General features: G+C 52.4%; 37 protein-coding genes. 34 read left to right on the top strand and 3 right to left on the bottom strand.

Going from position 1 to position 26,475, the window contains the following annotated elements:
- Window positions 1–129 precede the first annotated feature (129 nt).
- From B5066_RS13545 to B5066_RS13555, 3 genes are all read left to right on the top strand, one after another.
- Window positions 130–576: a hypothetical protein gene (locus B5066_RS13545; protein WP_079476432.1), complete on the top strand. Its 447-nt coding sequence runs from the start codon at window positions 130–132 to the stop codon at window positions 574–576.
- 63 nt (window positions 577–639) lie between these two features.
- Window positions 640–963 (top strand): hypothetical protein, encoded by a 324-nt coding sequence (locus B5066_RS13550; RefSeq protein ID WP_079476433.1) that lies wholly within the window; start codon window positions 640–642, stop codon window positions 961–963.
- Window positions 964–1,008: 45 nt separating this feature from the next.
- Window positions 1,009–1,893, top strand: coding sequence for a universal stress protein (locus B5066_RS13555; RefSeq protein WP_079476434.1), 885 nt, complete (start codon window positions 1,009–1,011; stop codon window positions 1,891–1,893).
- A gap of 1 nt (window position 1,894) precedes the next feature.
- Here the strand turns inward: B5066_RS13555 and B5066_RS13560 are convergent, their stop codons facing one another.
- Complete coding sequence (locus tag B5066_RS13560) at window positions 1,895–2,518, bottom strand: response regulator transcription factor (protein WP_079476435.1); 624 nt, start codon at window positions 2,516–2,518, stop codon at window positions 1,895–1,897.
- 182 nt (window positions 2,519–2,700) lie between these two features.
- Between B5066_RS13560 and B5066_RS13565 the strand changes: the two genes are divergently transcribed.
- A complete protein-coding gene (locus tag B5066_RS13565) occupies window positions 2,701–3,444 on the top strand; it encodes a Crp/Fnr family transcriptional regulator (RefSeq protein ID WP_158219139.1) in 744 nt (247 codons plus the stop codon).
- A 56-nt stretch (window positions 3,445–3,500) separates the two neighbouring features.
- Here B5066_RS13565 and B5066_RS13570 read toward each other — a convergent pair whose 3' ends face one another.
- A complete protein-coding gene (locus tag B5066_RS13570; protein WP_079476437.1) occupies window positions 3,501–3,935 on the bottom strand; it encodes a universal stress protein in 435 nt (144 codons plus the stop codon).
- A 155-nt stretch (window positions 3,936–4,090) separates the two neighbouring features.
- On the opposite strand from B5066_RS13570, the gene B5066_RS13575 reads away from it, so the two are divergent.
- The 17 genes from B5066_RS13575 (at window position 4,091) to B5066_RS13655 (ending at window position 10,875) form a co-directional block, all read left to right on the top strand.
- Window positions 4,091–4,444 (top strand): SpoIIAA family protein, encoded by a 354-nt coding sequence (locus tag B5066_RS13575; RefSeq protein WP_079476438.1) that lies wholly within the window; start codon window positions 4,091–4,093, stop codon window positions 4,442–4,444.
- Between the two features lie 31 nt (window positions 4,445–4,475).
- The gene (locus B5066_RS13580; RefSeq protein WP_079476439.1) at window positions 4,476–4,676 is read left to right on the top strand and encodes a hypothetical protein; all 201 of its coding nucleotides are present in this window, start codon (window positions 4,476–4,478) and stop codon (window positions 4,674–4,676) included.
- 152 nt (window positions 4,677–4,828) lie between these two features.
- Entirely contained in the window at window positions 4,829–5,056 is a 228-nt protein-coding gene (locus tag B5066_RS13585) for a hypothetical protein (RefSeq protein ID WP_079476440.1), read from the top strand.
- Window positions 5,057–5,206: 150 nt separating this feature from the next.
- Window positions 5,207–5,485: a hypothetical protein gene (locus B5066_RS13590; RefSeq protein ID WP_079476441.1), complete on the top strand. Its 279-nt coding sequence runs from the start codon at window positions 5,207–5,209 to the stop codon at window positions 5,483–5,485.
- Window positions 5,486–5,568: 83 nt separating this feature from the next.
- Complete coding sequence (locus B5066_RS13595; RefSeq protein ID WP_079476442.1) at window positions 5,569–5,886, top strand: hypothetical protein; 318 nt, start codon at window positions 5,569–5,571, stop codon at window positions 5,884–5,886.
- 33 nt (window positions 5,887–5,919) lie between these two features.
- The gene (locus B5066_RS13600) at window positions 5,920–6,249 is read left to right on the top strand and encodes a hypothetical protein (RefSeq protein WP_079476443.1); all 330 of its coding nucleotides are present in this window, start codon (window positions 5,920–5,922) and stop codon (window positions 6,247–6,249) included.
- A 15-nt stretch (window positions 6,250–6,264) separates the two neighbouring features.
- Window positions 6,265–6,714, top strand: a complete 450-nt coding sequence (locus B5066_RS13605; protein WP_079476444.1) for a hypothetical protein — start codon at window positions 6,265–6,267, stop codon at window positions 6,712–6,714.
- Between the two features lie 241 nt (window positions 6,715–6,955).
- The gene (locus B5066_RS13610; protein WP_079476445.1) at window positions 6,956–7,177 is read left to right on the top strand and encodes a hypothetical protein; all 222 of its coding nucleotides are present in this window, start codon (window positions 6,956–6,958) and stop codon (window positions 7,175–7,177) included.
- Between the two features lie 246 nt (window positions 7,178–7,423).
- Entirely contained in the window at window positions 7,424–7,687 is a 264-nt protein-coding gene (locus B5066_RS13615; RefSeq protein ID WP_079476446.1) for a hypothetical protein, read from the top strand.
- A gap of 168 nt (window positions 7,688–7,855) precedes the next feature.
- Window positions 7,856–8,035, top strand: coding sequence for a hypothetical protein (locus tag B5066_RS13620; protein ID WP_079476447.1), 180 nt, complete (start codon window positions 7,856–7,858; stop codon window positions 8,033–8,035).
- A 112-nt stretch (window positions 8,036–8,147) separates the two neighbouring features.
- Window positions 8,148–8,450, top strand: a complete 303-nt coding sequence (locus tag B5066_RS13625; RefSeq protein ID WP_079476448.1) for a hypothetical protein — start codon at window positions 8,148–8,150, stop codon at window positions 8,448–8,450.
- 140 nt (window positions 8,451–8,590) lie between these two features.
- The gene (locus B5066_RS13630; protein WP_079476449.1) at window positions 8,591–8,833 is read left to right on the top strand and encodes a hypothetical protein; all 243 of its coding nucleotides are present in this window, start codon (window positions 8,591–8,593) and stop codon (window positions 8,831–8,833) included.
- A 140-nt stretch (window positions 8,834–8,973) separates the two neighbouring features.
- On the top strand, window positions 8,974–9,267 hold the full coding sequence (locus B5066_RS13635) for a hypothetical protein (protein ID WP_079476450.1): 294 nt from the start codon (window positions 8,974–8,976) through the stop codon (window positions 9,265–9,267).
- 36 nt (window positions 9,268–9,303) lie between these two features.
- On the top strand, window positions 9,304–9,630 hold the full coding sequence (locus B5066_RS13640; RefSeq protein WP_079476451.1) for a hypothetical protein: 327 nt from the start codon (window positions 9,304–9,306) through the stop codon (window positions 9,628–9,630).
- Between the two features lie 171 nt (window positions 9,631–9,801).
- A complete protein-coding gene (locus B5066_RS13645) occupies window positions 9,802–10,095 on the top strand; it encodes a hypothetical protein (RefSeq protein ID WP_079476452.1) in 294 nt (97 codons plus the stop codon).
- 108 nt (window positions 10,096–10,203) lie between these two features.
- On the top strand, window positions 10,204–10,428 hold the full coding sequence (locus B5066_RS13650; protein WP_079476453.1) for a hypothetical protein: 225 nt from the start codon (window positions 10,204–10,206) through the stop codon (window positions 10,426–10,428).
- 132 nt (window positions 10,429–10,560) lie between these two features.
- Window positions 10,561–10,875 carry a hypothetical protein gene (locus tag B5066_RS13655; RefSeq protein ID WP_079476454.1) on the top strand — a complete coding sequence of 105 codons (315 nt, stop codon included), beginning with the start codon at window positions 10,561–10,563 and terminating at the stop codon, window positions 10,873–10,875.
- Between the two features lie 48 nt (window positions 10,876–10,923).
- Here the strand turns inward: B5066_RS13655 and lexA are convergent, their stop codons facing one another.
- Window positions 10,924–11,550 carry a transcriptional repressor LexA gene (gene lexA / locus B5066_RS13660; protein ID WP_079476455.1) on the bottom strand — a complete coding sequence of 209 codons (627 nt, stop codon included), beginning with the start codon at window positions 11,548–11,550 and terminating at the stop codon, window positions 10,924–10,926.
- A gap of 158 nt (window positions 11,551–11,708) precedes the next feature.
- Here lexA and B5066_RS13665 point away from each other — a divergent pair, with 158 nt between their 5' ends.
- The 13 genes from B5066_RS13665 (at window position 11,709) to B5066_RS13725 (ending at window position 26,468) form a co-directional block, all read left to right on the top strand.
- A complete protein-coding gene (locus tag B5066_RS13665) occupies window positions 11,709–11,951 on the top strand; it encodes a hypothetical protein (protein WP_079476456.1) in 243 nt (80 codons plus the stop codon).
- Between the two features lie 27 nt (window positions 11,952–11,978).
- Window positions 11,979–12,638 carry a YneB family resolvase-like protein gene (locus tag B5066_RS13670; RefSeq protein ID WP_079476457.1) on the top strand — a complete coding sequence of 220 codons (660 nt, stop codon included), beginning with the start codon at window positions 11,979–11,981 and terminating at the stop codon, window positions 12,636–12,638.
- Window positions 12,639–12,706: 68 nt separating this feature from the next.
- Window positions 12,707–12,946, top strand: coding sequence for a DUF896 domain-containing protein (locus B5066_RS13675; protein ID WP_079476458.1), 240 nt, complete (start codon window positions 12,707–12,709; stop codon window positions 12,944–12,946).
- A 182-nt stretch (window positions 12,947–13,128) separates the two neighbouring features.
- Window positions 13,129–15,117: a transketolase gene (gene tkt, locus B5066_RS13680; protein WP_179124117.1), complete on the top strand. Its 1,989-nt coding sequence runs from the start codon at window positions 13,129–13,131 to the stop codon at window positions 15,115–15,117.
- 199 nt (window positions 15,118–15,316) lie between these two features.
- Complete coding sequence (locus B5066_RS13685; protein ID WP_022792130.1) at window positions 15,317–15,541, top strand: YneF family protein; 225 nt, start codon at window positions 15,317–15,319, stop codon at window positions 15,539–15,541.
- Window positions 15,542–15,603: 62 nt separating this feature from the next.
- Window positions 15,604–17,355 (top strand): ABC transporter transmembrane domain-containing protein, encoded by a 1,752-nt coding sequence (locus B5066_RS13690; RefSeq protein WP_079476459.1) that lies wholly within the window; start codon window positions 15,604–15,606, stop codon window positions 17,353–17,355.
- Window positions 17,355–19,142: an ABC transporter ATP-binding protein gene (locus B5066_RS13695; RefSeq protein WP_079476460.1), complete on the top strand. Its 1,788-nt coding sequence runs from the start codon at window positions 17,355–17,357 to the stop codon at window positions 19,140–19,142. Before B5066_RS13690 ends, B5066_RS13695 begins: the two co-directional genes overlap by 1 nt.
- A gap of 100 nt (window positions 19,143–19,242) precedes the next feature.
- Complete coding sequence (locus tag B5066_RS13700; protein ID WP_261763924.1) at window positions 19,243–19,755, top strand: CcdC family protein; 513 nt, start codon at window positions 19,243–19,245, stop codon at window positions 19,753–19,755.
- 18 nt (window positions 19,756–19,773) lie between these two features.
- Window positions 19,774–20,211, top strand: a complete 438-nt coding sequence (locus tag B5066_RS13705) for a YueI family protein (protein ID WP_079476461.1) — start codon at window positions 19,774–19,776, stop codon at window positions 20,209–20,211.
- Window positions 20,212–20,424: 213 nt separating this feature from the next.
- Entirely contained in the window at window positions 20,425–23,163 is a 2,739-nt protein-coding gene (gene acnA, locus B5066_RS13710; protein WP_079476462.1) for an aconitate hydratase AcnA, read from the top strand.
- Between the two features lie 195 nt (window positions 23,164–23,358).
- On the top strand, window positions 23,359–25,722 hold the full coding sequence (locus tag B5066_RS13715) for an AAA family ATPase (protein WP_079476463.1): 2,364 nt from the start codon (window positions 23,359–23,361) through the stop codon (window positions 25,720–25,722).
- Window positions 25,697–26,164: an acyl-CoA thioesterase gene (locus tag B5066_RS13720; protein WP_079476464.1), complete on the top strand. Its 468-nt coding sequence runs from the start codon at window positions 25,697–25,699 to the stop codon at window positions 26,162–26,164. The genes B5066_RS13715 and B5066_RS13720 overlap by 26 nt, the downstream gene beginning before the upstream one ends.
- Complete coding sequence (locus B5066_RS13725) at window positions 26,148–26,468, top strand: hypothetical protein (protein ID WP_079476465.1); 321 nt, start codon at window positions 26,148–26,150, stop codon at window positions 26,466–26,468. Before B5066_RS13720 ends, B5066_RS13725 begins: the two co-directional genes overlap by 17 nt.
- Window positions 26,469–26,475: the final 7 nt, after the last annotated feature.

Below are 26,475 nucleotides of genomic sequence, written 5' to 3' on the forward strand. Positions count from 1 at the left end.
TTTCCTGCGTGTGAGGATCCTCACATCCAACCGGGACTTTTCAATTTATACTGGTTTCATAAGCAGTTATAAGTAAAAACTATTACAGCCTGAAGCGGCTGTGAAAATAAAGCACAAAGGAGTTTCGGTATGACGGATGGATTAAAGCATATTACCCGGAAGGAAATGGTGAATGAATGTGGAGATGTGCCGCGTACGCTGCCGGAATTAACGAAAGAAGCGGAGGGCAATTCGGAAATCGCCTGCCTGCTGCCCTTTTACGTGTACTACTTTCATACGTATGAGTGGCAGGAATACTCGTTAATGACAGAGCATGCGCTTCCCGGGACGTTGAACCACGCCGTCTTTATCGCACTTGATACCCCGTCGCTGCAGGCATCGGCGCAGATGAAGCGGTACTTTTACGGGCTGTCTTTCATCAGCAGGCTCCCCGAAGACAGGAAGACGGTGTTTACCCTCGAGGAGTGGACGCTGCACGTCTTCCGGAAATACTACTCTTTAACGACGAAGGCAGCGCTCCCGTCCGGGAACGCGAAGCCGAGGCGGACGGGGATGCGGATTTTCCGGGTCATGTAGACACTGGTGGTAAATATGAGAGCGTTTGCGGAATGAGGGAACATAAAGGAGGACTGGTTGCACATGCAAAAGCACCACTACGAAAATGTCGGGGAAAGTACAACAGCAGCAGGGGAAGAGGAGTATATACGGTTTGTGTACATTTTCAGCGAGCCTGGCCGCCGGGAGGAAGTGCTCTACATTGGTACGAAAGAACATGTTCGAAAGCATGCCCGGGTGGGCCTTTTAAATATCGACCTGGAGCTTGCGGACGCTGTCACGGTAGGGAACCGGACGTTTAAAATTGTCGGGATTGAGCGGGTGGCGCCTTTTGAGACGGTGCAACGGACGTACCGGGGCGGCATGGTGACGTATTATTTTTCGGAAGCGGAGCTGCCGTTATCCTGAAGGCTGAAAACATAATAGAAAATAAACGTACAGAGGAGATGCGATATGTATAAAACCATTCTTGCTGCTGTGGACCGGTCCGACGAAGCGAAACGGGCAGCCCGGACGGCGGTCATGCTTGCCGGCCGGTTTGAGGCGACGCTTGTACTGGCGCACGTGGTGAACGAACGGGATTTCAGCGCGTTTCAGTATTACGTTCCATCCGCCTGGGAGGAAACGAAAAAGACGAACGAAGCGATGCTGGAGCAGTTTACAGCTGAAGCCGAAAGCGGGGGCGTGACGAAGGTGGAGACGGTGCTGCGCTCCGGCGCTCCCAAGTCGGCGGTGCCAAGAGAGCTTGCTCCGGAGTTTGGCGCTGACCTGATCGTGACCGGGGCCTCCGGGATGGGCACCGTGGAAAAGCTGGTAATGGGGAGTGTGTCGAGCGGCATTCTCCGGAAAGCCAGAGAGGACGTGCTTGTCGTCCGGAAGGAAAGCGCCGGTGGGTACAAAAAAATTCTTGTAGCTGTGGACGGCTCCGAGGAAGCGGGCCTGGCATTTGAAAAAGGCATCCAGCTCGCGCTCCAGACAGGCGCAGAACTGTTTATCGTACACGTGTTTAACTCGTACCTGCTGTATTCCACCTCCCTGAATGCCCGTATCCTAAGAACGATCGAAGACGACGACCGAAAAATGCTGGAGGACTATAAAGCTGAAGCAGAGCGCCTCGGCGTTGCAGACGTAACGACGTCGCTGCTGTACGGGGCGGCCAAGCTGATTATTCCGCAGGAATATGCCATCCAGCATGAAATTGACCTGATCGTAAGCGGCGCCTCCGGCATGAACAGAACGGAGCGACTGCTGCTTGGAAGTGTGGCAGAAGGTATCGCGCACCGGGCGATCTGTGACGTACTGGTGGTGCGGCAGCCGCTCGAGCACAGAGAGCAGTAAGCTATTTTCCGGAATGGATCAGCCCCGCCCGGTAGGCGTACTCCACCAGTTCCTTTCTCGTTTTCATCGCGAGCTTTTCCATCAGGTTGGTGCGGTGGGCTTCGACGGTTTTCACACTGATCACGAGTGTATGGGCAATTTCTTTATTGGCGTAGCCGAGCGCTATATAGTACAAAACCTCCCACTCCCGCGGGGAGAGCCGTCTCGGGCTGCGGACGGAAGCAGGCAGGTGCTGGGCCTGCATCAGCGCGTGGAAGGAAGCCGAGGTGTAGCGCGTGCGCCGGGCGGCAGCCCGGATAGCCCCGTATAAATCTTCAAGGGAATCGGTGTGCAGCAGGCACCCGGTGGAGGCGCGTTCGTATACCTGCTGCAGGAACGCAGGCGTTTCCTCCCCGGAGACTAAAAACACGGCCGGAAGTAAAGGGCGGCTCGCGATAGCCGGAGTCGGTGATATCGTACCGGCATCGACGACGCAGACTGTCTGCGGGCTGCTGGGCGGAAAAGCATCTGCAGGCGGCCAGCCGGAGCTTTCCCTGGTGACGGTAAAGTCAGAAGCTTCGTCCAGCAGCGCTCGTAACGCTTTGCGGTAAATCGGACGCCTGCTTACTAAAACGATCGCAGTCATACTGTCACCTTCTTATGCATGGTTAGACGTTCATACGGCCAGGCGCTTCGGGAACTACTGCCCAGGCAATTAACCATGAAGTGTTAAAAAAACAGGAAAAAATAATTAAGGGTTTTCCCTTATATTTTTTGAAAATCCCCTTTGATAGTATCATAGTAACACTATTGAAGGAGATGGAAATAATGGGCAGGCCCCTTCAAAGTCTTCCAGTGCACGAAAACCCGGACGGATCTTTTGCAAGTTTGCTGTCTCCTGAAGAATTTGAGCGTTTTCAAGCGCGCACGCACCTGGCGCATAAACGGGCCGGCACGTACCTGTATCGAGAAGAAGACCCTTCGGATTATTTCTATTTTCTCTATGAAGGCACCGTGAAAATCCAAAAAGGCACGAGCGACGGAAAGGAACTGACGATCACGCTGCTCGGACGCGGGGACCTGGCCGGCGAATACGGCAGCCTCCAGGCCGTGCGCCATGATTTTTCCGCCAAAGTTGCCGCCGCCAGCACCGTCGGCGTGATCAAAAAAACGGAAATCGAAGCGCTGATCAGAGACTCCGGCGCCTTTTCCCTGAAAATGATGCGGTGGATGGGCAGCAATACGCTAAAGGAGCAGTCAAAATTCCGGGATCTGCTGCTGTACGGCAAAAACGGGGCGCTCGCTTCCACGCTGATCCGGCTCAGCACGACATACGGAGCCGCCCGCGAGAATGGTACTGTCGTGCTGCAGCTGAAGCTTACCAACGCCGAGCTCGGGGAACACATCGGTCTGTCGAGGGAGGGCGTGAACCGCTGCCTGAACGAATGGAAAAAAGCAGGCGTACTCTCCTATGAGAACGGCCTCATTGTTATTCACGATATGCTCTACCTGCGCCGGCAGTGCAACTGCCCGCTGCACAATCTCTGCTCAAGTGACATATGCCGCCTGTAGCAATTTGAATTCCCCGGTGCCCCGGCAGGCACCGGGGTTTTTAGCGTTTACAAAACCTAGGGCCGCACTACCATTACGCTGCACCCGGCATTTTTTGTCAGATGCTCGGAGACGCTCCCGAGAAAAAGTTTTTCGACGGCGTTTAAACCGGTAGCGCCGGTCACGATTAAATCGACGTGGTATTTTGGCACCACCTCGCTCGGAATCGTTATTTTCGGCGAGCCGTATTCAATGTCAGCCACAACGTCTATAACACCGAATTCCTCCGCCTGCTTTTTGTATTGGTCGAGTCGCTGGCGGGCTTCGTTTTCTGCTTCGCCGATAATTGAAGAGTCGTAGTTACTCATTGGCCGGTGGGCATTTTGATTGATCACCTGGGTAATTACAAGCTGGGATCCCTGGGCTTTGGCAATCGGAAGCGCCGCCTCAAACGCATGACCTGCTTCCCTGGAGCCGTCTACAGCAACCAAAATAACGTTCATTGTATGCATAATCTGCCTCCTCCTGAGTTTATCGGATATACTGTCTACTTCTCGTTTATACAGGTGTTTTCCTGTTGCCGGGGACGGTAAATTACACATTGGCCGATTAAGTCCGGAAGCAGCAGGGAATTCAACCGGTAAATACGCATGGGAGGTGCTTAAACATGCTGAGCGTTACCGCTGCTGAAACGGATCATTTCATGGAGATTGAAATAAGCGGGAAATTGACAGAAGAAGACTACGACACGTTTCGTAAATGGTTTCACTCCGTCAAGCAGGACGACACCCCGATTCATCTGCTGGTGATGGTAACTGACTGGAAAGGGATGACGCTTCAGGCAATAGGCGAAGATCTGAAGTGGCTGCGGCGCATAAAGGAATTTCAAAAAATGGCGTTTGTCAGTGATGAACAGGGCATAAAAGCAGCAGAAGCATTTGGGGCGCTCCTGCCCGGAATTGAGACAAAGTATTTCCGGCAGGCGGAAAAGGCGCAGGCACGCGAATGGCTGGCACAATAAAATCACGAACGGAAAGGAGCCTTTCCTCCGCATGGATGAGGCAAACGTTAAATTAGCTGTACAGGGAGAAAACGAGATCAGAAAGGAACAGAGAACAAGCTTTATTCCCCGCATCGGTGAAACGGTGGCTCTGGAGCCGGATGAAAAATTCAGGGTGATCGATATTGAGTACACGATGTTTGGAGAAAATACGGAAGCGGCAGAAGTCGTCGCCCTCGTGGAACGACTGTAAAGCTCCGAAGCGTCTCTTTAAAAGGGGCGCTCTTTATGGGTTTATTTCCATAATATAATTATGTTAACTAATCAGCAAAATGATTACTACGGCAGTAAAAGCGGGTAAAAGGGATTAACGACCATGAAACGTATTTTAAAGGAGGCAGGGACGTGAATAAAAAGCAGAAAAAGCAGTTGGACAAATTGATTGTCGACTATTTGAAGGACCGGGGAAAATCCCATGAACTGAAGGTAGCAGACGAGCTGTCGGAGCGGTTTGAGGGAAAGCTCCATGCCGCTACCGTACTTGTGAGGATCGACAGAATGAAAAAAAGCAACGATCTGCGCCACGAGGCCAGAGCTGTCCACGATACGATCGTCTGGGCGAAAAAACTGTAGCAGAGCGAGCTGCTGTCAGGCACATCTGCTCAATTCCAAAAAGCATGATTCAGGTTTTTAATTCTGCCGGAACAGGGAAAGACAAGCATTAGGAAGAACGGCAGAACAAAGCCCTACTATCCTACAGCTTACGGAGGAGGCATATGAGAAATGGAAAAAGTAGAATTTCAGTTTATCACGTGCGATAAAAGAGGAGAAATTCCAATAGAAAGCGGCATACTAACGATCGAAGATGACAATACATGGCAGGCAGAGCTGATTAATTTCACCGGCGGCATGGAGCTGTTTTCCGATCAGGGAAACGAATTCCGCATGAAAGATAACGCTCTGGTGGAGTACGAAGGCAAGGGCAAAGCCTCCAAAACCGATAACGAAGAAGCAGAAGGAAATATCGTCATCAAAGGCCAGGGGAAAATTAGCAAATACTAATAAGCATCCCGGGCGGGGTGCTTTTTCAATGGCAAAAATGGCAGCCCGCCTCTGCCGCCTGAGTATGAAAGGAGGATTTTTTTATGGACACGTATTATGAGCATCCCGAATACCGCCCGTTTTTCCCGAATGCGCTGAACGCTTCACATTCCATAGAGATACTGGATTTCGACGGCCTGGCGCTGCTTATACAGATGACCGACGAGGCGGTGGAATCACCGCACCGCCCGGACGCGGACGATATGCTGCACTGGCTGTGGGACATTGGCATCGATTATTTGGAAAACAATAATCCTGGCGACCGCCAGCGGATGGTTATTACAGAAGCAGATATGGAAAACGGGACGTTGATTACTTCCTACGAAAATCTTTTGAAGGAATTTGAGGACAACGGGTACTGATCAGCGGTTAAAAAAACCTTATAGGAGGCAACTATGTCATTTCATAATTCAATAGGGAAAAATATCAGGATCGCGCTTGCGGATATAGCGAAGGAAGACAAAGTGCTGAATCTGATTCTTCCTCCTAAAAGCATGGAAAAATTTATTATCGTAAAAATAGATTCCATTGATGAAATGGGAGTATGGATCGAGCACGAAATAGAAGCCGAGCTTGATGAAAATGATGACGGAGAAAAGCTGCTGCAGACCCAGCGCGAGAAAAAGTTCGTCCGTGCAAAATTCCTGATCAAGTGGCACTACATCGAAGGCGCCTATGCCCCGCTCGATGATGACGTTAACAGCAAAATGAAATTTCTGCGATAAAAGGAGGAGCCGCACATGGACAACTGGATTCACCAATTATCAAGCACCGCACGGCAGAACAAAAAAAACGCGTCCACGGTGGAGGAAGAAAAGCAGATGGAAAGCATACGTGACTGCTCGGAGCAGCTGAGAGGCATGTTTGATGAATTAATGGGCACCATCAACGGCCGGTCGGATTTAAAAGTGGAAAAGGTTAAAGGCCACAAGCATGTGAAATATTTTTACGGGGTTTCCGAGCTCATTGTTGAGTCCGGCGACATTTTCACCCGCAAAGGTTTTCTGGAAATGAGCTTTAAAATCCGCATTAATGACTCTGCCTACAACGTCAGTGACGTCCGGCCCCGCAGCGCTTATTTGAAAGATTTAAATTCATGCAGGTGGGAAACAGAAACAGGCATGGCATTTGATGAAGAACAAGTGTCGCTTTTATTTAAGCAAGCACTGCTTCCTTATATTGAAGAATAAAAACAACAGTGGCAGCCGATATATTTCGGCTGTTTTTTGTGTTATTAAATTGTCGCTTTTAATTTTTGTTTAAAAATATACAATAATAAACAGTCATTAATGTTTCAAATTTAATACACTAAAATAATTTCCGAAGCCCGTGACAGGTTAAAAAGAATCATAAAATAAAATTCATAAATTGAAAAATAATAGTACTTTATTACTTGAAATTGGAGTATTATTAAAGAGAGGGGGAAGAACGATGGCTGTCGTGTATGTTAACCGTCACGTTCGTTATGTTCAGGTATTGTTAAGCGATGAAGGCAGTCTATTGCACTGTTTGACGTGGGAAACCGATGAGGGAGTGGTGTTTGACGTACATGCGCTCGACGACAGCTCGTTTTCCCCAAAGTATGACCGGATTTATGTGCCCTTCGACCAGAAAACAATGACTCTCCATGGAAACACGTATATTTTGTATTAGCCGTAGTTTATATCCAGGCGCCAAGTAGCTGAAACTAAACAATTTTTACTGGTGTTTTATTTTATATACACATTGGTGTGTTGAATATGTTGATGATTTGTTGCTTGTGTAGTTTGATTAATGTTTTATTTTTAAGACAAGGCATGGTTGTTGCTTTACGGATACGGATTATCTATTGGAGCAGGGATTGTGTGCGGATGGTGATGGCTGCCTGGCATTTCCTATGCAAGGGGGTGCAGGAGTGTTATGCTTTGGGCGGGACAGAAGTTGAAAGGAGCTTGTGTTATCTCTCAATTTTCGTATGTAATCGATGAACAAGGCAACGAAGTATTCGTAGGGACGGAAAAAGACATTAAGGAAATGTTTCCGGACAGGGAGAAACATATTTTTAACACCGAAGAAGAACTGCTGGGCGGTATACGTAATTTCCGGGAAAATGAACGGATTATATCCGTGGTGAGCGATCTCCCGGTGCTGAATGAACACTGGAAGGATAAGGACAATATGTAAAACAGCTTTGCTTTTTACTGGGCAGCTTTTGGACGGGCCTGTGATTACCCGGGCTCGGGCCGGACTTTTTGATAAAGTCCGGTTTTTTTATTGATACGGGCGTTTAAAAGCCCGGGCGTAGTATAATGAGACGAGCACCTCCCATTTTTGTTAGAGAGGAAGATGTTTATGAAAAAGAAAAGAAATTCTGCCTGGCTGCTGCTGCCGCTACTGCTTCTGCAGGCCTGGTGGCTTTACCGGGAAGCGGAAAAACAAGGAAAACCCAAATGGAAGTGGAGCCTGTGGGGGTTAACCCAGTTTCCGGTGCCGGCGGTTGCTTTTTATATTGTTCACAAGTGGAAAGAGTGAGCCGGGTGCTTCGAGTTGATGGTTTTAAACCGGCATCCAGGTGTAATAGCATAGTAGGAAGCGAGAAAAATGATGGACCGGCAGCACCTATTAGAGTGAAGGGGCGACAAACATGAAACAGGAAACGCAGGAAATTAACGAAATTATATTGGACGAATCGGCACTGCAGTTTGAATCGGCATACTTGTATCTGGAAACATCTGATCCCGATCGAATCGGAGAAAGTGCCTGGACGATCGCCATTTATAATGTCGAGCAGCAATTTTCCGAGGAATTTACCGGCCGAGACAGCATCAGCATCCGGATCAAAACTGAAGAAGCGGAGTACCAGGGGCTCGTTCAATTTAAGAATATCGAAGGCAGCGATAAGAAGCACTGCCACCTGGACGGCCTTGACGAACTGGTGCAGGTGTAGCGAGTGCCTGGAACGAGGGCGGCAGCTGGGGCTGCCGTTCGTTTTTTATATAGCTGGCCTCCCGATGGACGTTTAATACGCGTAAAATAGGGGATTATAGCTGTGAAAAGAAGATCGATGATTGGAAAGGAGAGAAAAACATGAGTCCAAGAAAAGAAGCGATGGCCCAGCTGGCCGGAAGAGTGGAACGGGGAGAAATTGGAGCGGAATGGTCGCCGGTGGATGAAATCGAGCAGGATCGTTTCCAGGAGCTTGTCGAGCACGGCTACGTCACGTACGCCGACGCTTCCGGGGAAAAGGAAGAGGCGGTCTACAGCGGCATTGCCATCACAAAAGAAGGCCGGGAGCTGTTTGAAGAATATAAGCGCCAGGTAGATGAATAACCTGAACGTATCCGGCGGGCGGTGTTAAACCAGCCGCCTTTTTTCATAGACGCTGGTGAATGCGAAGAAATTTGAAGATTGAACCACCGCCTGGGACGGGAATGGAAGCAGACAGCAACCATAAAACCCAGGAGGATGCAATGCCGACATTAACGCTGGAATCTATTAAAACAGTTACTACAAATGAAGTAATTCATATAAACGATGGCAAGCTCTACGCAGGAGAAGGACCGTTGGAGCGCTGGACAGTGTCCATTATGGACTGTGAAAACAAAGAATTTTTCTATCAGGCATTCAACAGCGCTTCTCCCGCGCTGGATTTGTTTTTCCGGACCGGGGAAGGCTTTCATTTTGGCGGCCAGGTGTACATCACCCGGGCGGATGAGGAAAATATAGAGCTTGAAGGAAGCAGCGCGCTTCAGGAACAGTCTTAATCCCTTCATTAAAAATCGGATCTAAGGAGGATGACTATGCCACAGGAACCGGATTTTTCCCGGGAAGGCTGGAAAGGCTACCGGGTACGCCCGCTCCATTTTGCCGGTGAATCGCTCGAAGTGTATCACGAAACAGAACTGGAGCTGCTCGTCCAGGTGACTACCTCGGCGATGGCAGCTGAAGCAAGTTTAAAGGAAGAAAACGTGCCGGAATGGTTATGGGAGATCGGTATCGATTATCTGACCAGCAAACAGCCGGAGGAAAGAAAACGCCTGGTAATAACTGTGCAGGACGTCACGGACGGCGAAGTAAACAAAGCGTATGAGAATTTACTACGGGATTTTGAAGCACCCTCGATCTGAGAGGGTGCTTTTTGCTTCTATTATATAGAAGAAACAAGGGGAGAACTGGCAGAGAGAGCCGCAGGAGGAGCTTTTCGCTCGCGGACAGGGAAATTCTTTCAGAAAAAACGGGCAGGTGGCTTCTCGAACGGAAAAAACTGTGGTATAAATAAGTAGAGGGGGTGGATGACAGTGGCTTTAGTGGAATTCAAATGCAGAACGCAGCCGCAGGTGACGTACAGCAGTGACGGTCATGAAATTCATTACAAGGTGATTGAATACGCCGACGGCTATGAAGTGGTGCTTCATTCGATGAGTGATTTTCAGCCGGCCGATGAAAAACTGCTGTTTCATCAGGGAAGTCAGGTCATTCACGCCAAAGAGCATACTTACGTATTAGACACCTGTGATTGTGTATACAGCGGGGAGTCCGATGAAACGATCGATCACTCGATCTGTCACAAACCATATTCTAAATCCATGTAGCGGTTAAACGGAGCTTTCCTTCCCGGGAGGCTCTTTTTTGTGGTAGACGCTTGCGCGCATACAGGCTCATATTTGTAATCATTCCGGAAAAGAGAAAGGGGCATACACATGCTGCATTTTGAAAAAAAGGACCTGCACAATTTAAACCACGCGGAGGCGCCGTACGTCTCCATTTACCAGTACGGAAAAACGGATATCAGCAGCCATCCCTCCGACAGCAGCCGCGTGGGACTGTCCAAGCAGGGTATGATGAAGCTGGTGAACTACTGGATCCAGGAAGGCAACCTTGATGATAACGACAAACAGCAGATTAAAGAATGGCTTGACGAGTAACCTCCGGAAGGCGCGGCAGTGAAATTTCGGGTTTAGCAGGAAGGGCGCCGGGAAAAGGAATCACAATTCACCAATCGAAAAACGAGCTTCGGGCACAGCTCAGTGCTGAAGTCGTTAAAGGGGGCAATCGTGATGGCACGCCTGCTTGACTTTTACCAGGGACCGTATGAAGGGAGCCCGGGAGAGTCGGAACATTTCAATGGACCGGTGCTCCACATTTTTGAGCGCGGTCAGCTGCTGCTGTCGATGCAGATTACGGCAGAAGCGCTCCAGAAAAATGAGCTCAGCGTAGACATGATGACGGTGTATGAGTGGCTCTGGCACCGGGGGCTTGAATTTATTGAACGGGAAAACATTACGGCAGCCACGGTGGTAATAATAACCGACCGGGATATCGAAAAGGACGAAATCATTACGGATTACCGGACGCTTGCTTTTCGGAGATAGAACAAAACAGGGCGCCTGCATTCAGTGCAGGCGCCCTGTTTTATGGGATTAAAAGATGGTGCGGAAAACGCCGGTGACTCTGCCGAGTATCGTACAGTTTTCTAAAATAATTGGATCCATGGTGGCATTTTCAGGCTGCAGCCGGATAAAGTTTTCTTCTTTATAGAACCGCTTAACCGTCGCTTCCATTTCGTCTGTCATTGCAACAATGATATCGCCATTATCTGCGGTCTGCTGTTTTTGAACAACGACAAGGTCCCCGTCAAAAATCCCGGCTTCAATCATGCTGTCACCCTGGATGGTAAGCATGTAGACCTGCTCCTCATCGGTCACCATCCGCTCTGGAAGAGGGATGTATTCTTCAACATTTTCCACCGCAGTAATAGGCTCCCCGGCCGTGACTTTACCGATGACCGGAACATACACGGCTTTGCTTTCGTGAATCGGCTCGCTGCCCTGTTCTTCAAGCTCAAGTACTTCAATCGCCCGTGGCTTTGTCGGGTCGCGGCGGATTAGATTTTTGTTTTCAAGGCGGGCGAGGTGCCCGTGAACCGTGGAACTCGAAGCGAGTCCGACAGCTTCCCCGATCTCCCGTACCGAAGGCGGATAGCCTTTTTCTTTTACTTCTTCTTTTATATAATCAAGAATTTGCTGCTGGCGCTTGGATAGCTTCATCTCCGCACCTCCTTTTGAGGAATTTTTCTGAATAAAGTATAGCATGAGGGGAACAAAAACGCAAACACCCGTTCTAATATTTTTGTTGACGGGAACAGGCATTCTGGTATACTGGATGAATATAAGAACATACATTCTCATTAAGGGGGAACGCACACATGAATAAACTAAAAACTTTTACTTCCACGGACTGGACCATGCTTGCCTTGTTTGCATTTGCGCTTATGTTTCTGGTATATTCAGCGGACGCTTCAATCACTCCGGAAACGCTGGACGGCACGGATACAGACCGGCCGGCAGAAATCGTCCATGAAGAACAGCATCCGGTTTTAAAAGACAAGTTAGTCTACCAGGAAGAGCCGTGGGAACGGACAGTGACATTTGACGCTCCCGAACAGTAAAACCCGAACGGAAAGGACCGCAAAGACATGAAAACATGCATTATCTATGCCCGGGTAAGTACGGAAAAAGAAGAACAGCAGTCCTCGCTTGCCAGGCAGCAGGAAGAGCTGGAGGCTCTTGCGGCCGCGAATGGCTGGGCTGTGCAGCAGGTCATTACCGAACAGGAAAGCAGCTATTCGGTGGAACGGGACGGGCTTCTCCGCGTGTTTGAGCTTCTTGATGATACCGAAGCGGATACGCTGTTAATCACGGACGATACGCGGCTTGGACGTGGAAATGCCAAAATCGCCGTGCTTCACGAACTGCAGAAACGGGGCACGTTCATCTATACGGTAAAAGAGGACGGAGAGCTCGAAATTGCGGATACTGACCATATGATTATGGATATTTTGTCCATCGTCGAAGAACACCAGCGCCGGCTCCATAATTTCAAAATTAAGCGGGGGATGCAGCGGGCGGTGGAAAACGGCTATCATCCGGAGGAAAACTTCGGACTGAACCGGAGCGGCGGGCGAAAGAAAAAAGAAGTGCCCATTGAAGAAATTGTTAAACTGAAGCAGCGGGAGCTGACGTTTAAAGATATTGCCTCTACGCTCCGCGGCCTCGGCTACGATATTTCCAAAGCGACGGTGCACCGCCGTTATAAAGAACACGAAAAGCAGGCGGCCGAAACAGAGCAGCAGTGATTTATTTGCGGGAGCGCCAGGTTTTTAATATAATGAATAAGGAACGCACAATTTAAGGGAGGCAACTTATGCTTTCGAAAGAAAAAATTGACCGGATTAATGAGTTGGCCAAACGTCAGAAATCGACAGGGCTGACAGCGGAAGAAGAAGAGGAACAGCACGCGCTGCGCCAAGAATATTTAAGCAAATTCCGTTCTTCATTCAAAAACCAGCTCGAAAACGTCAAAGTGGTGGACGAAGAAGGCACGGATGTCACTCCGAACAAGCTTGAACGTGTGAAACGACGGAACCGCAGCTTCCGGCATTAAGAAAAGGAGGCCTGGTCTTGAAAAAGAGCAGGCCTTTTGATTTTGTTCTTTCTCCGCTAACCCGCTTGTGTAATCGTTTTAAAACCTTTATCATAAAAACGTACATGTACACGGAACCCCCTGCTGAGCCACTTGAGTGGCACGGGTTTCCATAAAAATACATACTGTGGAGGGACATATGCATGGCAATTAGCACAGAACAATTAGCAATTAACACGATCCGGACGTTGTCCATCGAAAGCATCGAAAAAGCCCAGTCGGGCCACCCGGGGCTTCCGATGGGCGCCGCGCCGATGGCCTACGCACTCTGGACCAAATCCATGAACCATAATCCGGGCAACCCGTCCTGGTTTAACCGCGACCGCTTCGTGCTGTCGGCCGGCCACGGATCGATGCTTCTATACAGCATGCTGCACCTGAGCGGCTACGACCTGTCGCTTGACGAACTCAAGCACTTCCGCCAGTGGGGAAGCAAAACACCGGGGCATCCGGAATACGGCCACACCCCGGGCGTGGAAGCAACGACCGGCCCGCTCGGGCAGGGACTGGCCATGGGCACCGGCATGGCGATGGCCGAACGCCACCTGGCGGCCAAGTACAACACGGACGATCACGCCGTGGTGGACCATTTCACGTACGTGCTCTGCGGCGACGGCGACCTGATGGAGGGCGTGTCCTCCGAATCGGCGTCGCTGGCCGGCCACCTGCAGCTTGGCAACCTGGTGGTGCTGTATGACTCCAACGATGTCTCCCTGGACGGCGCCCTGAACCAGTCGTTTTCGGAAAACGTGCTGCAGCGCTACGAGGCGTACGGCTGGCATACCATCCTGATCGAAGACGGCAACGACGTGGCGGCCCTCGAGGCAGCGATTGAAGAAGCCAAGCAGTCCCCGAAACCGTCCATGATCGAAGTGAAGACCGTGATCGGGTACGGGGCGCCGAACAAAGGCGGCACAAATGCGGCCCACGGCGCGCCGATCGGCGATGAGGAATACAACCTGGTGAAAGAAGCCTACCAGTGGGACTACGACGCGTTCCATGTCCCGCCGGAAGTGACCGAGCTGTTTGCGGAAGTGAAAGCCTCCGGCGCGAAAGCCGAACAGGCATGGAACGAGCTGTTCGCCTCCTACAAAGAGGCCAATCCGGAACTGGGCAGCGAACTCGAGCAGGCGATCGCCGGCGAGCTCCCGGACGGATGGGACGCGAAGCTGCCGGTCTTCACCGATGAAAAAGCAGCCACCCGGGCTGCGTCGGGTGATGTGCTGCAGGAAGTAGCGGCCGCGGTGCCGTCCCTGTTCGGCGGATCGGCGGACCTGGCCGGCTCCAACAAAACGCTGATCAAAGCGGAGAACGATTTCAGCCGCTACGACTACACCGGGCGCAACATCTGGTTCGGCGTCCGGGAATTCGCGATGGCCGCTGCTGTGAACGGCATCCAGCTGCACGGCGGTTTGAAGCCCTTCGGCTCGACGTTTCTCGTGTTCTCCGATTACCTGCGGCCGGCCCTGCGCCTGAGCGCGCTCATGGAGCTTCCGCTCACGCACGTGTTCACCCACGACAGCATCGCGGTCGGCGAAGACGGCCCGACCCACGAGCCGGTGGAACAGCTGGCCGCGCTCCGGGCGATTCCGAACCTGAACGTGATCCGGCCGGCGGACGGCAACGAAACGGTCGCGGCCTGGCGCGTGGCGATGGAGAGCGAAACCACGCCAACGGCGCTGGTGCTGACCCGCCAGGGCGTGCCAACGCTCGAAGACACGAAGGACAAAGCGGTGGAAGGCGTGCGCCAGGGAGCGTACGTGATCGGCGAACAGGCCGAGCGCCCGGACCTGCTGCTCGTCGCTTCCGGCTCCGAGGTGTCGCTCGCGGTGGACGCGAAAGCCCGGCTGCAGGAAGACGGCTGGACGGTGAATGTCGTCAGCATGCCGAACTTCCACGCCTTCGACCATCAGTCCGAGGACTACCGCCGCTCGGTGCTGCCGGACGGCGTGCCGGCGATGGCCGTGGAAATGGGCTCCTCCTTCGGCTGGTACAAGTACGTCGGCGCCGAGGGCGCCGTGTACGGCATTGACCGCTTCGGGGCGTCCGCGCCGGGCGGGGAAGTCGTGGAAAAGTACGGCTTCACCCCCGACAAGGTGGCCGAAGCAGCCAGACAGCTGATCAAAAAATAGCAGTGTTTGTGAAGAAAGCAGCCTGCGGGCTGCTTTCTCCTATTTTTAACCGAAAGAAAAACAGAGGAACAGGCTCGGGGACTTTCGAATCGATGCTTTCTTTACCCAAAAGAATGCGTTATAATAAACAAGGTCTGTTTAGAGACGCTAACAACACACACATATATGTTAGGTATTCGGGAAAGGGGTAAGAAGACACATGGGCTGGCTATGGTTAACAATTATCGGCATTGTCATTTTACTGGTTGGTATAGCCATCGGTTTCTTTATCGCAAGAAAAACGATGATGAACTACTTGAAAAAGAATCCTCCTATTAATGAACAAATGCTGCGCGTCATGATGATGCAGATGGGGCAGAATCCGTCCCAGAAGAAGATCAACCAAATGATGAAAGCAATGCAGCGACAACAAGATAAGAAATAACGATCAGCACCCTTCTAGCTTCTGGAGGGTGCTTTTTTATCCATAGAGAGGAGGACAACCGGATGCGCGCTTTTTGGGATTTACGCTGGTTTTTCTGGCAGGAGCGGTTCAAGTACAGCTTTGGGATCCTGCTGCTTATTATTGTGGCGCTGTTGTCGCTTCTGCCGCCGTATGTGGTCGGAGTAGTGGTGGATGCCATTGAGCAGAACCGCCTGACCACGGACATGCTTGCCGGCTGGATGGGAGCGATGATGGCGGCAGGGATATGCATGTACGTTCTCCGGTACGTATGGCGTATTATGATTTTTGGTTCCTCGCTTCATCTCGGGCGCACGCTTCGTTACAATCTGTATCAGCACTTTACACGGATGAGCAGTGATTTTTTCGGACGGAAGCGGACCGGGGATTTGATGGCGCACGCGACCAATGATATTACCGCGGTGCAGATGATGGCCGGCCAGGGGGTTTTAACGATTGTGGATTCGCTCGTCATGGGAGGCTTCGTGGTACTGGCGATGGCGGTTGGGATCAGCTGGCAGCTGACGCTGATCACGCTTTTGCCGATGCCGCTGATGGCGCTTTTGACGAGCTGGTACGGCCACCTGCTGCATCAGCGGTTTGGTGACGCCCAGCAGTCCTTTTCCCAGTTGAACAACCGGACGCAGGAGAGCATTTCCGGGGTGAAAGTGACGAAAACGTTCGGCTACGAACAAGAAGATATTCAGGCTTTTGACGAGCAGTCGCGGGACGTCGTGGATAAAAACGAGCGGGTGGCCCGGATTGACGCCCTGTTTGACCCGACCATCACACTTATTATCGGGGTGTGTTACCTGCTTGCGATTGGCTTTGGGGCCGGATATGTAACCGATGGGACCATCACGATCGGCCAGCTGACGACGTTCAGTGTTTATTTGGGCATGCTGATTTGGCCGATGCTTGCGTTCGGGTGGTTTTTTAATATTATTGAACGCGGCCACGCCTCGTATGACCGTATTCGGCAGCTGATGGCCGAGCGGACGGATATTACCGACCAAAAGGCCGGGGTGAAGGACGTACCGGCCGGGGCGGTGCAGATAGACATAGACGAGTTTTATTACCCGCGGTCGGAAACGAGGGCGCTTCACGGCATCCGTGCGTCGGTGCAGCCGGGAGAGACGATCGGAATCGTCGGGCGGACCGGCGCCGGAAAAACCACGCTTTTACGGCTGCTTCTGCGGGAGCTGAAAAGCGGGGACGGGGCCATTACAATCGGGGGAGTGCCGGCGGAAGCCTATTATCTGGATACGTACCGCCTGGCGTTTGGAAACGTGCCCCAGGAGCACTTTTTATTTTCGATGACGCTTGCGGACAATATCGCCTTTTCTAACCCTGAAGCCACCCAGCAGGACATTCAGCGCGCGGCGGGCCTTGCAGCCATTCATGACGATATCGTGGCGCTTCCCCAGGGCTATGCGACAGCGGTTGGAGAGCGCGGGGTCACGCTTTCCGGGGGGCAGAAGCAGCGCATTTCGATTGCGCGGGCGCTTCTTCAAAACCCGGAAATCCTTATCCTGGATGACGCCCTTTCCGCCGTGGACGCAACTACCGAGCAGCAGATTCTCGAAGCGCTGAAACGGGAGCGGGAGGGCAAAACGACCTTTATCGTGACGCACCGCATGAGCACGGTGAAAGAAGCGGACGCGGTATGGGTGCTGAAAAACGGTACCGTCGTCGAAAACGGCTCCCACCAGGCCCTGATGGAAGCCCGGGGCATTTATGCAGAAATGGTGAAACGCGAAGAGCTGAAGGCTCAGGTGGAAAGGGGGGACCGCTGATGCTGCATGAGGATAAAGTATTAACCAAACAGGAGCAGCGGGCGATCGTCAAGCGGCTGTTAAAGTACGCAGCTGTACACAAATGGCTGCTGGCGTCGGCCTGTACGTTTCTAGTGATCGGCGTTGGAGCGGAGCTTCTCAGCCCGTATCTCGTGAAGGTGTTCATTGACAGCTACGTGACCCCGGGCGTGTTCCCCGCGGGCGAATTGACGTGGCTGGCGTCGGTATTTGCGGCAGCTACCGTTCTTTCTGCGGTGATGGTGTACTTTCACACCTACTGGTTTCAGCGGATTGCCCTGAAAAGCATCCAGCAGATCCGGGTCGACGTGTTTTCGAGCGTCGAGGGCGCGTCGATGCGTTTTTACGACCAGACACCCTCGGGGGCGCTCGTAAGCCGTATTACTAACGACACCGAGCGTATCCGGGAGCTGTATATGGAAGTGCTCTCCACGTTTATTCAAAACGGGGTGTTTCTTATCGGCGTACTTGTGGCGATGTTCTTTCTGGACGTCCGGCTGGCAGCGGCAGCGATACTGATCATGCCGCTCCTGCTTATGTTAATGGCGCTTTACCGCCGCTACAGCTCCAGGTACTACGGGGAAATGAGCGGCAAGCTGAGCCGGCTGAATACGAAGATTAATGAAAGCCTTCAGGGCATGTCGGTCATTCAGCTGTTTCGGCAGGAAAGCCGGATGAAACAGGAATTTTCCGGTATTAATGATGCCCACTACGAAGCCGGGCTGAAAAGCATGAAGATCGACGGCCTGCTGCTTCGTCCGGCGATCGATCTCGTATCGGTGCTTGCGCTTATCGGCGTGCTCTCCTATTTCGGCATTTTGTCGTTGGAAGGGGCTGTGCAGGTCGGGGTGATTTATGCCTTTGTCAATTATTTTGAGCGCTTTTTTGAACCGGTCAATGAAATCATGCAGCAGATGTCGCTGTATCAGCAGTCGATCGTTTCCGCCGGCCGGGTGTTTCATTTAATGGATATCACGACAGAGGAAGCGGCCGCCGGGCACAAACGCCAAACGGGGGAGGCGTCCCCGAGCGGGGAAATCGAATTTGAGCATGTGACCTTCAGCTATGACGGCGAGCACCCGGTCCTCCGCGACATTAACCTGTCGGTCAAAGAGGGCGAAACGATCGCGATCGTCGGCCACACCGGCAGCGGTAAAAGCTCCATCATTAACCTGCTGCTCCGGTTTTATGACTACGATACCGGCACGGTTTTTCTTGGCGGAAAGGATCTGCAGCGCTGGCCGGAACAGGCGCTGCGCCGGCACGTCGGGCTCGTGCTGCAGGATCCGTTTTTGTTTACCGGCACGGTGCGGGAAAACATTGCGATGCACAATCACGGGCTAAGCAACGAGGAAGTGCGGCAGGCCGCTGCTTTCGTCGGCGCGGACCGGTTTATTGAAGCACTGCCGAACCAGTACGACGAGCAGGTAGGCGAGCGGGGAAGCTCGTTTTCTAATGGCGAAAAACAGCTGATTACGTTTGCCCGTACAGTCGCCCATGACCCGAAGGTGCTCGTGCTTGATGAAGCCACGGCCAATATCGACAGCGAAAGTGAAGCGGTGATCCAGCAGGCGCTTGCGAGCCTCGTAAAAAACCGGACAACCATCATGATTGCGCACCGGTTGTCCACGATCCGGCACGCGGACCAGATCATCGTCCTGCACCAGGGGGAAATTGCCGAACGTGGCACGCACCAGGAGCTGCTTGCCTCCGGAGGGCTGTACGAAAAAATGTACCGACTGCAGCACGAAAATGAAGAAGTAAGATAAAAGCGGGAACAATTGCGAGCCGCCGCTGCGGGGTGTATCATAAAGGCAGGAAAGCCTTCATGTGATACACCCTATTTTTATAGAAAGGAAGGCGGCCGAAGTGAATACACTGCTGATTATTACGACCCTGACGGCTTTTTTTATGGCTTCAGTCGTGATTGTTATCCGCATGAAAGCCATCAAACAGCCGGCAACATTTAAAAAAATCGTGCTGCCGCCGTTTTTCATGGCGACGGGAGCGTTAATGTTTGTTTATCCTCCGGCCCGTCCCACCGGAATGGAAATCGGGGAGGCACTCTTAGTTGGATTTGTTTTTTCGTTTCTGCTGATGGCAACCACGTCCTTTGAAATCCGGGAACGCGAGATCTTTGTGCGCCGCTCCAAGGCCTTTTCATTTATTCTGGTGGGCCTGCTGATTGTCCGGACGCTCATTAAGCTGATTATCGGCGATGCGATCGAGCCGGCGGTGCTTGCCGGCATGTTCTTTCTGCTCGCCTTTGCCATGCTCGTCCCGTGGCGCGTGTATATGGCCGTAAAGTACAAGCAGCTGGAAAAAGTGCTGCGGCGCGAGAGAGAGACCGGAGATTCCGTGCCTTCCCGCCATTCATCTTAACGAAAGGGAGAAGTGACCATGTCCAATGATGTAAACGAACACCTCCAAAATGAAATACACGGCAAAAAACTGCCTAATGAAGCGGAGCGCCGCCTGTACCTCGACACGTACCGCGAACGCGTCATCCTCGCGCTGACGAAAAAACAGGTAATGGAAAAGGGAATACGACAGGAAGTGCTGAACGCGATGCACGACCGGAAGGCAGCAGAAGTGCTTGTCGACGGTCATCTGAGCCTTGAGGCCCTGCGGCCGTACCGGAAAGCAGCCGAGACCCGCCGCGTGCCTTACCGGCGCGTCACGCTCGATGAGCCGGAGGGCACCTACGGCCTGGTCGTCGCCTCCGACACGGCCATTGACCGCGAGGACGTGTTTGCCGAGGACGAGCCGGATACAGAAGGCGGCAAACCGGAAGCGGACGGGAAAAAACCGTGGTGGAAAAAGCTGCTTGGCCTCTGAAAAACGAAAAAAGAGGCAAGCGTTTTCCGAATTTTTATCCGAAAATATTTATCTTTGAGGAAAGTTTTGCTATTCTATGAAAGTGGGTCGAGAAACAGATCAGGAAAGGCGGCAGTGAAGTAATACAGCTGCAGACCTTTCTGCTTATCCTCATCTACTTTTTCGACAACGTTATTGGATTGTTGTATAATAGATCAAGAAGGAGGGGTACATATGGCTCAAAATCAAGACGTATTCAATGCTCGCAAGGCTTTTGAATCGAATGGCAAAACGTATTATTATTACGACATTAAAGCTATTCAGGATGCAGGAGTTGGCGATGTATCGAAGCTGCCATATTCCATTCGTGTGCTGCTCGAATCTGTACTAAGACAGTTGGACGGCCACGTAATTAAACAGGAACACGTAGAAAGTTTAGCAAAATGGGGTTCCGAAGAAGGATCCAAGCAGGACGTACCATTCAAACCATCCCGTGTTATTCTCCAGGACTTTACCGGGGTTCCGGCAGTGGTGGACCTTGCGTCACTGCGAAAAGCAATGAATGATTTCGGGGGAGACGCGGATGTCATCGACCCGGCAATTCCAGTTGACCTTGTGGTGGACCACTCGGTACAGGTGGACCGTTACGGCACTAATGACTCGCTGAACCAGAACATGAACTTTGAATTTTCGAGAAACGAAGAGCGCTACAAGCTCCTCAGCTGGGCGACCAAAGCGTTTAACAACTACAGCGCTGTACCGCCGGCTACAGGCATCGTGCACCAGGTGAACCTGGAATACCTTGCCTCCGTCGTACACACGAAAGAAACTGAAAACGGCGAAGTGGACACGTATCCGGATACGCTCGTCGGTACGGACTCCCACACGACCATGATCAACGGCCTCGGCGTTCTAGGCTGGGGTGTTGGCGGTATCGAGGCGGAAGCGGGCATGCTGCAGCAGCCGTCCTACTTCCCGGCTCCTGAAGTGGTCGGCGTTCGTCTCGTAAACTCCCTGCCGAATGGTTCAACAGCGACAGACCTCGCGCTGCGCGTTACCCAGCGGCTCCGGGAAACGAACGTGGTCGGCAAATTTGTGGAATTCTTCGGCGAAGGCCTGGCGGAAATGCCGCTTGCTGACCGCGCGACGATTTCCAACATGGCACCGGAATACGGCGCGACCTGTGGGTTCTTCCCGGTCGACGAAGAAGCGCTCAACTATCTGCGCCTGACCGGACGCGACGAAGAGCACGTGCAGCTTGTGAAAGACTACTGCAAGCACAACCACATCTTCTTTGATCCGTCCGAAAAAGAACCGCAGTTCACCCAGGTGATTGAAATTGACCTCGCGGATATTGAACCAAGCCTGAGCGGTCCGAAGCGCCCGCAGGATTTGATTACGTTATCCGACATGAAAAAACAGTTCAATGAGGCGCTGACGGCTCCAGCCGGCAACCAGGGATTCGGCCTGTCTCCGGAGGAGATCGACAACGAAGCGACCATCGAACATCCAAACGGCAAAACGTCGACGATGAAAACCGGGGCGCTTGCCATCGCAGCCATCACCAGCTGTACGAACACGTCCAATCCATACGTAATGATCGGGGCAGGCCTTGTCGCCCGTAACGCGGTGGAGAAAGGGCTTGAAGTACCGGAATACGTAAAAACGTCGCTGGCTCCAGGCTCCAAGGTTGTTACCCGCTATCTCGACGACTCCGGCCTGATGCCGTATCTGAACGATCTCGGGTTCAACCTGGTCGGCTACGGCTGCACGACGTGTATCGGCAACAGCGGCCCGCTGCTCGAAGAGATCGAAAAAGGGATCACAGACAGCGATCTCCTCGTTTCCTCTGTGCTGAGCGGTAACCGTAACTTTGAAGGACGGATCCACCCGCTTGTCAAAGCCAACTACCTGGCATCGCCGCCGCTTGTTGTCGCGTACGCGCTGGCCGGTACGGTTGACTTCGACATGTACCGTGATTCGTTCGGCAAGGACAAAGACGGCAACGACGTATACTTTAACGACCTGTGGCCATCCGCCGCCGAAGTCAAAGACTTTATCACGCAAAACGTGTCTCCGGACCTCTTTAAAGAAGAGTACGAGAATGTCTTTGACAATAACGAGCGCTGGAACGAGCTGCAATCGGACGAAAATGCAGAGCTGTACGACTTTGACGATGATTCCACGTACATTCAAAACCCGCCGTTCTTTGAAGAAATGTCCAAGGAGCCGGAAGACATTAAACCGTTGACTGCTCTGCGGGCCGTGGCGAAATTTGGCGACTCGGTTACGACCGATCACATTTCTCCGGCAGGGTCCATCGCAAAAGACAGCCCGGCCGGCCGTTATTTGATGGAAAAAGGCCTGAAGCCGGCGCAGTTTAACTCCTACGGTTCCCGCCGCGGTAACCATGAAGTGATGATGCGTGGAACATTCGCCAACATCCGGATTAAAAACCAGCTGGCTCCTGGCACAGAAGGCGGTTATACGACCTACTGGCCGAACGGCGAAGTGCTGTCCATCTATGATGCAGCGATGAAATACAAAGAGGAAAACACTGGCCTGCTTGTAATGGCCGGCAAAGATTACGGCATGGGAAGCTCCCGTGACTGGGCAGCAAAAGGAACAAACCTGCTCGGCATTAAGACCGTTATTGCGGAAAGCTTCGAGCGTATTCACCGCAGTAACCTTGTGCTGATGGGCGTGCTCCCGCTGCAGTTCCAGGAAGGGGAAAACGCTGATTCCCTTGGTTTGACCGGGGAAGAGCATTTCGATGTGAAAATTGATAATACTGTAAAGCCGCACGACATGATCGACGTCGTAGCCACTGACGAGGACGGCAAAACGACTACCTTCCAGGTGGTCGCCCGTTTTGACAGTGACGTTGAGATGGATTACTACCGTCACGGTGGTATTCTGCAGATGGTGCTTCGTAACAACCTTGAAGCAGCAGAGGCAAAACGAAGCCAGTAATGGTGTAATGAAGCCTCCGGTTCGCCGGGGGCTTTGTCTTACATAAATTAAAAATTTCACATACCGTAATGATAAAATTTGTCACACCTTTCTCAACCTCTTATAATAAAAATGAGGACTAACGCGTGTTCAACCAGGGAATACGATAAAGATGACTACTCATTTTCGTCCTTTTCCCGATAGGGGGTGCCTTTATTGCAAATTAATGAGCAAAATAATATTTACGATATAATCGATAGATGGGAAAAAGAAGAAAACAACATTACGGTCAAACGGGCCTATGAGTGCATCCGGACGCTCGAGGAGAGCGATCAGCCTTCCGGCTGCGCCCGCGTGTACGCCCTGATGGCCAGAGACCGGTGGAAGCACCAGCGCCGGTTTGATCCGATGATCCGCAACTGGCTGCAAAAAGCAGAAGAGCTCGATGACACGGTGCCGCTTTTGCAGCAGCTGCGGCCGATGGAGCGGATCGACAGCATCCAGGAAAACATTCTGGATACCCAGCTGACGCCGCTTCGCGAAACGGACCCGGCGTCGGCCCGCTACCGGGTGGCTGAACAGCTGCGGGAGCAGTGCCGGCAGATGATCCAGTACCTGGACGATACGCTCGATACGTGGAATCCGGAAGAATTGACAGTAGACTTTTTAAACGAAGTGGAAAACGAGCATTTGCGGGAGCTTCCGTTTCTGCTTGAAAACATTAAGCAGGCGTGTGAGCGGCTGGCGTCAAGTACGCAGACCTACATGGACACTGCATCGGGGTCCTTTTATTCGCCGGAGGCCGTCCGCGAAATCAAAGAAGCGATCAGCCATGTGGAGCAGCTGAAGGAAAAGTGGAACGAAGCATCGAGCTCGCTCACGAAGGTGGGCGAGGAGTATACCGATCCGCTGGAAGAGCTGAATGACATGATCGGCCTGCACGGCGTGAAGTCCCGTGTGCATAACATGTATCATTACCTGCAGTACCAGAAGCGGCGGAAGGAGCAGGGGTACCAGTGGAAGGATGAACGAAGCCTTCACATGATTCTGACAGGAAACCCCGGCACGGGCAAAACGATGCTCGCCCGCCTGCTTGCTAAAATTTATCACCAGCTCGGCCTGCTTCAGCGCGATGAAGTGCTAGAAACCGACCGTTCGCGGCTTGTCGGCTCGTATGTCGGCCAGACCGAGGAAAAGACGATGGCGCTGATCAAGGAAGCGGTCGGCGGCGTATTGTTCATCGACGAAGCCTACAGCTTAAAACGCGAAGGCATGGCCGGAAACGATTTTGGACAAACAGCGATTGACACCCTGGTGTCTGCGATGACGAGCGGGGAATATGCCGGCACGTTCGCGGTTATCCTGGCCGGCTACCCGGAGGAAATGCGGCAGTTCCTGCATGCCAATCCGGGGCTTCGCAGCCGGTTTCCGGAAAGCAATCATATCCATCTGCCCGACTACAGCATGGATGAGCTGATGGAGATCGGGGAGAAAGTCGCGCTTGAAAACGACTTTTTCCTAAGCGAGGAAAGCAAGCGGGTGCTTGAAGAGCGGATCGAAAAAGAACAGGTGGATGAAACGTTCGGCAACGGGCGGACAGTCAAAAACATTGTGCTCGACAGCATTTTCCAAAAAGGGGCGGCGATCGGCAATCAGGACTATATCGGCATCGATGACTTTTCGCTGTTGACGGCCGGAGATATTGAGGAACCTGAAGGCGAGCAGCCGAAGGACAAACGCTCCGCCGTCCAGCAGCTTGATGACTTTATCGGTCTCAACCACGTGAAGCAGGAAATGAAAAAGCTCGCCTCCTTTATCCGCGTACAGCAGCAGCGCCGCGAAGAAGGAGCCCCGACCGTGCCGATTCAGCTGCACACCGTCTTTTCCGGGCCGCCGGGCACCGGCAAGACAACGCTTGCCCAGGTGTATGCCGGCATCCTGAAGGAATACGGCTTTTTAAAACGGGGGCACTGCATTGTGGCCGGCCGCAGCGACCTGGTGGCCGAGTATGTCGGCCAGACGGCCGCAAAAACGAAGCGGAAGGTCCGGGAGGCCCTCGGCGGGGTGCTGTTTATTGACGAAGCATACGCCCTGATGTCGAGTTCGCGGAGCGACTTCGGCCGGGAAGCGCTGGATACCCTCGTCGAAGAAATGACCAAGCACGACGAAAATCTGGTGGTTGTACTTTCCGGCTATCCGGATCCGATGAAGCAGCTGCTTGAAATGAATCCGGGTCTTGAATCCCGCTTTAAAAAAACCTTTTACTTCCCGCCGTACACGCCGGAGGATCTGGCGGAGATTACAGAGCGTTCGGTGGAGCGTTTTGGCTATCATTTTGAGCCGGAGGCGCGCGAGCTGCTTGAGAGCAGGTACGCTGTCTCGAACACGGACGGCAACGCCCGGCTCGCCGAAGACGTGGCCGAAGAAATCTTTCAGCAGCAGGCCTTCCGGCTGTTCCAGTCGGAAAAGAATGATGAAGACCTGCATGAGCTGACGGCTGAAGACGTGAAGCATGCGATTGAAGTACGGGTGAAATCTGAAGGAGAAGAAGGACATGAAGAGCGTTCATACACCAATTGAAGTACGTTATGCTGAAACGGACCAGATGGGAATCGTTCATCACGGTTCCTATGTGGTCTGGTGCGAAATCGGGCGCACGCACCATATGAAGGAGATGGGCTTTTACTATCCGGATATTGAAAGGGCCGGCTATTTGTTTCCGGTGCTCAGCATTAACATCGATTACGAAACGCCGGCCGTCTACGGCGAGGATGTGGAAATTGAAACGTGGATTGATTCTTATGACGGAGTGCGTGTAAAATATGGGTATATTGTGACTAACGCCAAAGGACAGACGTGCATCCGGGCGTTTTCAAGCCACGTGTGCGTCCGCAAGGAAACGTTCAAACCGGTAGCTATCCGAAGGGCACTGCCGGACTGGCATAAGGCGTACAGCCGGCTGGCGGAGTCCACGGCCGCCGGTTCTGCCAAAGGCGGTGGAGACGATGGCATTTGGCATTAAAGCCCACGAACTAAAAGCCTGGAAACGAAAGGCCGCGGCGGGAGAAGTGGCCCTCTTGACGCATTACTGGTATGACCCGCGTTTTCCCGACTGTGACACGGTGACGAAAGCCTCCTGCCGGGATGTGGAAACGCTCGCCCGCTGGGGCAGGCAGTACGGGTTGAAGGCCGGCTGGATCCATTACCGGGACGACTACCCGCACTTTGACCTGCTGGGAGACTATGAAGCGCATATTCTCTCGGAAGAAAAGCAGTGGACGCAGATGGAACGGTTTGGCATTCAGGCGCCCCGTTCAACTAAATAATTTAATC

This window comes from Marinococcus halophilus, assembly GCF_900166605.1.
In the GTDB taxonomy this organism is placed as follows: Bacteria; Bacillota; Bacilli; order Bacillales; family Marinococcaceae; genus Marinococcus; species Marinococcus halophilus.

What these genes read in the sequence shown, in the direction of transcription:
- B5066_RS13605 (WP_079476444.1), top strand. Translation starts at nt 6,265, where the DNA reads ATGGACAACTGGATTCACCAATTATCAAGCACCGCACGGCAGAACAAA.
- B5066_RS13640 (WP_079476451.1), top strand. Translation starts at nt 9,304, where the DNA reads ATGCCACAGGAACCGGATTTTTCCCGGGAAGGCTGGAAAGGCTACCGG.
- B5066_RS13575 (WP_079476438.1), top strand. Translation starts at nt 4,091, where the DNA reads ATGCTGAGCGTTACCGCTGCTGAAACGGATCATTTCATGGAGATTGAA.
- B5066_RS13620 (WP_079476447.1), top strand. Translation starts at nt 7,856, where the DNA reads ATGAAAAAGAAAAGAAATTCTGCCTGGCTGCTGCTGCCGCTACTGCTT.
- B5066_RS13565 (WP_158219139.1), top strand. Translation starts at nt 2,701, where the DNA reads ATGGGCAGGCCCCTTCAAAGTCTTCCAGTGCACGAAAACCCGGACGGA.
- B5066_RS13560 (WP_079476435.1), bottom strand. Translation starts at nt 2,518, where the DNA reads ATGACTGCGATCGTTTTAGTAAGCAGGCGTCCGATTTACCGCAAAGCG.
- B5066_RS13690 (WP_079476459.1), top strand. Translation starts at nt 15,604, where the DNA reads ATGCGCGCTTTTTGGGATTTACGCTGGTTTTTCTGGCAGGAGCGGTTC.
- B5066_RS13655 (WP_079476454.1), top strand. Translation starts at nt 10,561, where the DNA reads ATGGCACGCCTGCTTGACTTTTACCAGGGACCGTATGAAGGGAGCCCG.
- B5066_RS13665 (WP_079476456.1), top strand. Translation starts at nt 11,709, where the DNA reads ATGAATAAACTAAAAACTTTTACTTCCACGGACTGGACCATGCTTGCC.
- B5066_RS13720 (WP_079476464.1), top strand. Translation starts at nt 25,697, where the DNA reads ATGAAGAGCGTTCATACACCAATTGAAGTACGTTATGCTGAAACGGAC.
- B5066_RS13670 (WP_079476457.1), top strand. Translation starts at nt 11,979, where the DNA reads ATGAAAACATGCATTATCTATGCCCGGGTAAGTACGGAAAAAGAAGAA.
- B5066_RS13545 (WP_079476432.1), top strand. Translation starts at nt 130, where the DNA reads ATGACGGATGGATTAAAGCATATTACCCGGAAGGAAATGGTGAATGAA.
- B5066_RS13615 (WP_079476446.1), top strand. Translation starts at nt 7,424, where the DNA reads ATGCTTTGGGCGGGACAGAAGTTGAAAGGAGCTTGTGTTATCTCTCAA.
- B5066_RS13650 (WP_079476453.1), top strand. Translation starts at nt 10,204, where the DNA reads ATGCTGCATTTTGAAAAAAAGGACCTGCACAATTTAAACCACGCGGAG.
- B5066_RS13610 (WP_079476445.1), top strand. Translation starts at nt 6,956, where the DNA reads ATGGCTGTCGTGTATGTTAACCGTCACGTTCGTTATGTTCAGGTATTG.
- B5066_RS13600 (WP_079476443.1), top strand. Translation starts at nt 5,920, where the DNA reads ATGTCATTTCATAATTCAATAGGGAAAAATATCAGGATCGCGCTTGCG.
- B5066_RS13590 (WP_079476441.1), top strand. Translation starts at nt 5,207, where the DNA reads ATGGAAAAAGTAGAATTTCAGTTTATCACGTGCGATAAAAGAGGAGAA.
- B5066_RS13635 (WP_079476450.1), top strand. Translation starts at nt 8,974, where the DNA reads ATGCCGACATTAACGCTGGAATCTATTAAAACAGTTACTACAAATGAA.
- B5066_RS13550 (WP_079476433.1), top strand. Translation starts at nt 640, where the DNA reads ATGCAAAAGCACCACTACGAAAATGTCGGGGAAAGTACAACAGCAGCA.
- B5066_RS13625 (WP_079476448.1), top strand. Translation starts at nt 8,148, where the DNA reads ATGAAACAGGAAACGCAGGAAATTAACGAAATTATATTGGACGAATCG.
- tkt (WP_179124117.1), top strand. Translation starts at nt 13,129, where the DNA reads ATGGCAATTAGCACAGAACAATTAGCAATTAACACGATCCGGACGTTG.
- B5066_RS13595 (WP_079476442.1), top strand. Translation starts at nt 5,569, where the DNA reads ATGGACACGTATTATGAGCATCCCGAATACCGCCCGTTTTTCCCGAAT.
- B5066_RS13555 (WP_079476434.1), top strand. Translation starts at nt 1,009, where the DNA reads ATGTATAAAACCATTCTTGCTGCTGTGGACCGGTCCGACGAAGCGAAA.
- B5066_RS13695 (WP_079476460.1), top strand. Translation starts at nt 17,355, where the DNA reads ATGCTGCATGAGGATAAAGTATTAACCAAACAGGAGCAGCGGGCGATC.
- acnA (WP_079476462.1), top strand. Translation starts at nt 20,425, where the DNA reads ATGGCTCAAAATCAAGACGTATTCAATGCTCGCAAGGCTTTTGAATCG.
- B5066_RS13580 (WP_079476439.1), top strand. Translation starts at nt 4,476, where the DNA reads ATGGATGAGGCAAACGTTAAATTAGCTGTACAGGGAGAAAACGAGATC.
- B5066_RS13630 (WP_079476449.1), top strand. Translation starts at nt 8,591, where the DNA reads ATGAGTCCAAGAAAAGAAGCGATGGCCCAGCTGGCCGGAAGAGTGGAA.
- B5066_RS13685 (WP_022792130.1), top strand. Translation starts at nt 15,317, where the DNA reads ATGGGCTGGCTATGGTTAACAATTATCGGCATTGTCATTTTACTGGTT.
- B5066_RS13675 (WP_079476458.1), top strand. Translation starts at nt 12,707, where the DNA reads ATGCTTTCGAAAGAAAAAATTGACCGGATTAATGAGTTGGCCAAACGT.
- B5066_RS13725 (WP_079476465.1), top strand. Translation starts at nt 26,148, where the DNA reads ATGGCATTTGGCATTAAAGCCCACGAACTAAAAGCCTGGAAACGAAAG.
- B5066_RS13570 (WP_079476437.1), bottom strand. Translation starts at nt 3,935, where the DNA reads ATGCATACAATGAACGTTATTTTGGTTGCTGTAGACGGCTCCAGGGAA.
- B5066_RS13705 (WP_079476461.1), top strand. Translation starts at nt 19,774, where the DNA reads ATGTCCAATGATGTAAACGAACACCTCCAAAATGAAATACACGGCAAA.
- lexA (WP_079476455.1), bottom strand. Translation starts at nt 11,550, where the DNA reads ATGAAGCTATCCAAGCGCCAGCAGCAAATTCTTGATTATATAAAAGAA.